The organism is Rhodopirellula maiorica SM1, assembly GCF_000346295.1.
In the GTDB taxonomy this organism is placed as follows: Bacteria; Planctomycetota; Planctomycetia; order Pirellulales; family Pirellulaceae; genus Novipirellula; species Novipirellula maiorica.
In genome coordinates this window covers 1-6,972 of record NZ_ANOG01000750.1, presented here as the reverse complement: position 1 = coordinate 6,972, position 6,972 = coordinate 1, and the positions used below count along the sequence as shown (strand labels likewise).

Sequence of the window (6,972 nt, the reverse complement as noted above, 5' to 3'; positions counted from 1 at the left end):
AGAGAGCGATCAACGACATTAAAACAGCGTCACCAAGTCGTTGTCGCCGCGACGCTCGCGGCGGTCGTCGGTTAACTCGGTGAAGAACGCGTCTTGGCCGGAATCGCCATCGGAATTGTCGGTCGCTCCGTCGCTGGCGATTGCTGCCGACAAATCGCCGATCAACGTCGCCATTCGATCGGCCACTGATAAACTCGTACCCGACCAGCGATCAAGGATCGCATCGGCATCGGTCTTTCCAGCCTCAGCCCTCATGAACTCGGTGATCATCAGATCATTGCCATCGCCGCCATCGAGCCGATCGGCTCCCCAGCCACCGACGAGCACATCGTCGCCGTCGAAACCATACAGCCGGTCATCGCCGGCACCGCCGTCGAGGAAGTCGTCTGCGGCACCACCGCGGATCTTGTCATCGCCGGCACCGCCAAACAGTCGCACGGGAATCGTCAATTGGCGATCCGCCGAGAGGTCATCGCTGCCTTCGCCACCGTACACGTCGATGCGGCTGATGTTGGTGTACGTGGTTCTCGTCCACGCGTCACCACGACTGTGCCGGACTTCGACCGAGTTGGGTTCGCGGCGAACGTCTTGCAGCTTGATGTCATCATTCAGCTGGCTACCACCTAAGATCAAAATCGATTTCCCAGGATGATCGGGATCAGCAACGATGCGAATGTCTTGCACATCGAGCGAAACCGTTGCCGTGCCCAACCCGTTCTCGCTATCGGTCGCAGTCAGAGTCGCGGTGTACGTTCCGGCGATTGCGGGCAGAAATTCAAAACTGGCTCCCTTACCAATCGCCACAGTTTCTCCCGCTGCGTTTTTGACTTCCCACAATAAACGCGGCGTCGCACCGGTCGGCAGATCGGTGATCGCTCCGGAAAGCACCAACGGTTGTCCCGTGACGGCAACGGTTTTTCCAGTCAACGATGCGGTACGAGCCACCGGGGGTGCCGGGGCATCGGGTTCGCCATCGCCGCCATCGGTTCCGCTACCCGATCCGCCGACGGCCCAGCCCGCCAAATTGTCGGCTCCGTTGGCCGCATCCAACAACAACTGGGTCGTCGTCGGTGTTTGAGTCGAGGAAACGAATACCCCGATCGCATCGCTGAGATCAAGTCGTGGATAATCACCGCCGTCGCGACGAACCTCGTTATTGCCGGTACCACCCCGGAGGCTGTCGTTGCCGTTGCCACCAAGGACGACGTCATCGCCTGCTTCGCCATTGAGATTGTCGTCGCCGGCACTGCCCATCAGCACATCGTTACCATCGCCGCCGGTCATGGAATCGGCACTGATTGAAATATTGACTCGCTGCAGCTCGGGATTATCGACAAACGCTTCCATCGCATCATCGACGTAGGCGACGACGTAACCGGCGCGTCGCAGGGTCACGGATTGACCTGGGTTGTTGACAACAAACGGCGCGACAACCGAAGCGTTATCACCCAGCAGTGTGTCATCACCGAGATTGCCATCAATGTCGTCTTCGCCGATTTCCCAGCGACCATCGATGGCATTGTGACGCGACTCCGGCGCCATCGCGTCGGTGGTTGACGCGGCGTGACGTTCTCGGCCTAAATGAGTATCAAAGCTACGTGGCACTTCGTCGCGATCCGCGTTGGCATACTGTTCCAAGACCACTTCGACATGAGCATCGAGATCACGCAACTCGGTCGCGGTCGTCGGTACGCCCAAAACCAACGGAGCGGCGATGACGCCATAGTCACCGATCACCAAGTCCGCTCCATCGTCACCTTGGATATCGTCATTATCGAGGTCACGATCGAGTGACGGAACGTAAGCGATCCGGTCAACCGGAGTGCGACGAGCGAGTTCAGTGTCAATCTTCACGAGCCGCAAACCACGTCGCTCGGCAAGTTCACGTTCTTGCTCACGAGCCTCGGTCCACAATTGCGTTTCGACGGCTTCGATTTCATCTGCCGTCAGTCCTTCGACGATCTTCGTGTCCGGGAAATCGGCGGTCGTTCCGGTGATCAACGGAGCCACGATTTTTGCATCGCCGCCGACGATCGTATCGTTACCCTCGTCGCCACGAATCACGTCGTTGCCGACGATGATTTCGTGATGCTCGACAAAATCGATGCCAAACCCGCTGACCGCAGGCAACGAGGGACGCGCGGCCGCCGCATCGGCAAGCATGCGATCGACCACGCCTAGATGAGCAGTGGAAACCAATTGCGAAGCGTCATCGGCGATCGTTTCGAGATCGGCCAAGTGCTGCTGCAGAGCAGCCGATTTGACGACGACCGATTCGCTGCCTGATAGCGTTCGCGTGATCGGCAGCGCGTAGGTGGCGTTATCACCGACCAGCGTGTCGTCGCCCTCACCGCCCTCGAGTCGGTCGTTGCCGACTTCGATCCGCCGCTCGTTGTTGACCAAATGATCGATTTCGAAATTCACCACGCTTTGGTCTAGCGTTAGTCCTTCGAACGCGTACATCACACCGGCGACCGCGCCGGTCGCTCGATCGATTGCTTCGTTGATCGGAGTCAGTCCGGTTTGCAGGTCGCTGCTGACGATCATCTTGTCACCGAACAACAAATCGGCACCGTCATCACCGTACAGCGAATCGTTGCCATCGAGTGCACCAGCGTGACCGATGAAGTGCGGCGTCATCGAGATCGCAGGTGAGAGCAGCAGGTCGTCGCTGGTCTTCAAATCGTCTTGTTCAGCGATCTCGGCAAGTTGTTTGTTGACATTGGTCAAACGGTCCCATCGAGGACGCTCAGCCACCAAGTCGCCTGGTTCTGCGACCATCTCGGGCACAATCACTTGACCAAACCCAGGCAATTCCACGGTGAGTCCCGACAACTGGTTTGCCGTCGCATCGACACCGATCAAGCGGATCGAGTCGATCATTTGCGGCAGATCCGTTTCCATCGGCGCGGTGTTGATGCCGTGATCGCCAATCAACGTGTCGTTGTCATTGCCACCCCGCAGCGTATCGTCGCCTCGTTGGCCCAGCACGATGTCGTTGCCATCGCCGCCGTCGACGATGTCATCGTCGGCATCGACTAGATCGATCAGGATCGCGACGGTTTGCCATTGGCCAGTCAGGTCGTCGGTGTTTTTCCAACCGTTCGACAGATTGACGCCCGACAGCACAACACGGTCGGCGGCCAGCAAACGAGCGGCCAAGTCGGCGGGCGGATTCTCGAGCCCCGTCGGATCAATTGGAATGATATCGGTGATACGACCAATGTCTTCGGTCAACAGGTCACGATGCCATGTGCCGTCACTGTTCAGTTGCGGCGTGCCATCGTCATTAAAATCGCGAAGGATTTGGCCTGCGTCGGCAAGGATGAAATCGTTTCCGCCGTCACCAAAGATCGTGTCGCTTCCCAGACCGCCGATGATCTCGTCATCATCGTCACCGCCGTGAATTTCGTCGTTCCCGCGTTGGCCGCGAAGGATGTCCATCCCGCCGCCGCCTCGTAGCGTATCGTTGCCTTGGATCTGATCACGATCGTCAAACGGTTGGACTTCACGAATCACGATCGAGTCAAACGGGGCGAGGTAGTTTTCCCAAGTGCCCAATCCGACACTCAACAGCGTCCGTGTGATGATCCCGTTGTCACCCAAAATCACATCGGCTTCGTCACCACCGTCGATGATGTCATCGCCATCGGCACCAAACGGCACGTTGTGGCCGCCGATGATATCGTCTTGCCCGGTACCACCATTGATGGTGTCATTGGCTTGTCCGCCAAAGATAAAGTCGTCGCCGGCATCGCCATCGATTTGGTCATCACCGCCACCATCGGCTGCGGTAATAAAGCGGCTGACGACATTTCGGTCGACGGGGCGTCGGTAATCGATTTCGGCATGATCGCCAAACAGAATGTCGTAACCATCGCCGCCATGGATCTCGTCGCCTGCGGTACCGCCGATCACGATGTCATCGCCGCTGCCACCGAAAATCGTATCGACATCGCCAAGGGTAGGATCGATCGTGATAATTTGGTCCAGCGTTGTTGCGTCGGTATCAAACGCGGTGAAATCGACTTTGCCGTTATCGCCAAGAATGACGTCTTGCAAATCGCCACCGGTGATGTGGTCCGAACCGCTACCGCCCAGCAAGATATTGAAGGCGTTACCGGCCGTGATGATGTCATCGCCACCGATCGTCGGGGTTGTCGTTTCAATACGAGTGCGAATGCCGGTGGTGGGATCAAAGACCGCAACGCCTTCATCGCCGATCACGATATCGGGCAGCGTGTCGCCGCCAGCCAGCAGCGTGTCATTGCCAGCACCGCCAAAGATAATCTTTTCGCCACTGCCCGCCGTGATGAAATCGTCGCTACCGTGCGTCGGTTCGTTCGTTTCCAGTTTCACCAGGATCGACACACCGGCCGTCACATCGAAGTCGGCGTTGCCGTTGTCGCCGACGATCAAATCGTTGCCGGTTTCGCCGGTTAGCGGCGTCGCGGTGCGATCAAAATTAACGTAATCCGTACCGAAACCGGCGAAAATGACGTCGTTATCTTCGTCGCCCGAGATCATGTCGCTGCCGCCGATTGACGGCGATTTGGTGCGAACCGATTTGACCAGACTTGCCACGGCGGTGCCTGTGACGGGAGTCAGCGGGTCGCGATCAATCACGCCCGTATCGCCGAACAGGATATCGTCGCCTTGTTGGCCGGACAGATCATCGTCGCCTGCACCGCCAAAGATTTGGTCGTCCCCCAGCCCGCCGCTGATCACATCGTTGCCACCGGCGGCATCGTTGACCGTCAGGATCAAATTCGCTTGGCGAACCACGCCGTCGGTTTGGTTCTCGGGATAGGTCGAGATGCGATAGGCGCTGGTGGCATCGAGCGTCTCAGTAAAGTCCGGAGAGATCGTCAGCGAAGTGCCATCGTTGCTGGTAATCAATCGCGGGGTCTGCAAGAACCCGGTGCCGTTGTTGATGTCGACGTACAGTCCGGCTAACCCGATATCGAAGCCATCGGAAACGAGGAATGCCGCGTTGCCATCGACGAGGTTCGAGTCGTTACCGAAGTCGCCGGTCACCGTACCGCTGATCGGCGCTAGCGTCGTTCCCAACCGCGTGACGATCGGGTGATTGCCGTTGCCATCATCGTCGCCAAAGAAGTCGACGCGTCCTTGGTCACCGAACAGGATATCTTCACCGCTGCCGCCAATGATTTGGTCATCGCCGAGTCCACCAAAGGCAACGATGCCGAGCGTCGACCCGCTGGCGTCGATCGTATCATCACCGTCTTGAGTGTTGACTGCGAAGGCACCATCGGCTGGGTTCATGATCGCGTAGCTGTCGCCGGCAACCGGAATTTCGCTCCACACTCCGTCCAACCAAAGCGTATCGACGGTATTGCCCAGGATCGTCCGCGTTTGCACGCTACCGGCGGCGTTGGTCATCGTGACCTTGAAACCGATCATGCTGTCGTCGGTGCCAAACGGCGACGTCGTATCAACCAGTTTTGCGAACTCGGTTGCCGACGGATTCGCACCGCTGGTCACGGTCCCGCTGGGGATTACGGCATCATCCAGCTCGTTCAGATTGACGTTGACGACATCGCCTTTGCGATTGGTCACGGGCCAGAAGACATCGTCACCGGAGTTGACGAATGTCCAAGTTTGATAGGTCTCGTCAGCCGCCGTGCTGGGATCGTCCGTGCGGGTATGAGTCCCGAGCACGTTGAAGTCGTTGTTGCCGCTACCTAGATCGACCTGCAAGACTTCCAAGTTCCCGTACGTAATTCCGCCGGCACGCATGCGTCCACCGATCGCGATGTCTGGGCCCATATTCAGCCCCCACAATCGTGAATCGGTCAGATAGCCGGTGCTGTCGGCCGGGCTGTCTTCGTCATGAATGAACATGTAGTCGACCGAGGTGGACTCGTTGACGAAGAAATTCAGACTTTCCGATGTGATCGCATAGCTCTGGATCAAGTCATCCGAGCGGATAAAGAACCCATCGATATCGGCGGCAATCGCGGTAAAGTCGGCTGCGACAGTGATCGTGATCACGTCGTTGCCGTTGTCGACCGCACTCAAAATCTCGCCTTCGCCGGTTTTCACGCCATCCGCGTCGGTGACTTCCAAATAACGGCCCAGCAAGTCGCTTGCACTACCGATCCCCAGCTTCAATTGTTGTTCGCGTGAGAGCTTCACCTCGACATCCGACGTCACCCCAGGCGTGATCGTACCTACGGTGTCGCCGCCGATACCAAAACGTTCGTTCAGGCTGAGTGTGACTTTTCCGCCAACGACCGTTGCTGCGGTGATCAAGCGGAACTGGCCTACGACCGGATCATTCGGGCTGCCGGTGGTGGCCGCAGGGAACACATTCAACCAGTCCGTCGTCGGATAGGTCGCGACCACTTCGATCGTCTTGCCGACCAGTTCACTGACGTTACTAAGATCCGATGCCAATCCTAGCTGCGTCAATTGCTCTGACGTCAGCACCGGCAAATTGACATCCAAGCCAACGACCGACTCGACGTCGCCGGTTTTCTGTTTAACGTTGGTTTCGTAAGGGAATTTTTCTGGGGGACCGATGCCGACCAGCGAACCTTCGCCACCAGCGCCATCGACGACAACGGGTCCGAGGATCTCGCTGAGCGTATTGGGACCGTCGGCGAACACCTTGGTATCGCCACCGTCGACTTTCGCGTCATCGATCGCTCGCACACCGATGCGGATCGGAGTGTCCCAATTCGTTTCATCAAAGGAAACGATCAAGTTATCGGGATTGCTTGGATCGACACGCACTCGGTCGGTGGGTAGACCGTCAAGGTTGTAAATCGTGACCTGTTTCGCATCGGTACGAACGCCACCGGTGCGAGTGGTCTTGGTGATTTCCGGCGTCACGGTGACTTCGACGCGTCCCGAACCGGAGCCATCGTCGGGGGCGGCGGTCAGCACTAATTCATAGCTATCGGTCTCGAACGATTCGATCTCGCTGGCGGTGACAGCCAAGACCGC

The 6,972-nt window shown here is 57.9% G+C and carries 1 protein-coding gene; it reads right to left on the bottom strand.

Going from position 1 to position 6,972, the window contains the following annotated elements; translation table 11 throughout:
* Nucleotides 1-18: 18 nt before the first annotated feature.
* Nucleotides 19-6,966: a calcium-binding protein gene (locus RMSM_RS24455; protein WP_008702856.1), complete on the bottom strand. Its 6,948-nt coding sequence runs from the start codon at nucleotides 6,964-6,966 to the stop codon at nucleotides 19-21.
* Nucleotides 6,967-6,972: the final 6 nt, after the last annotated feature.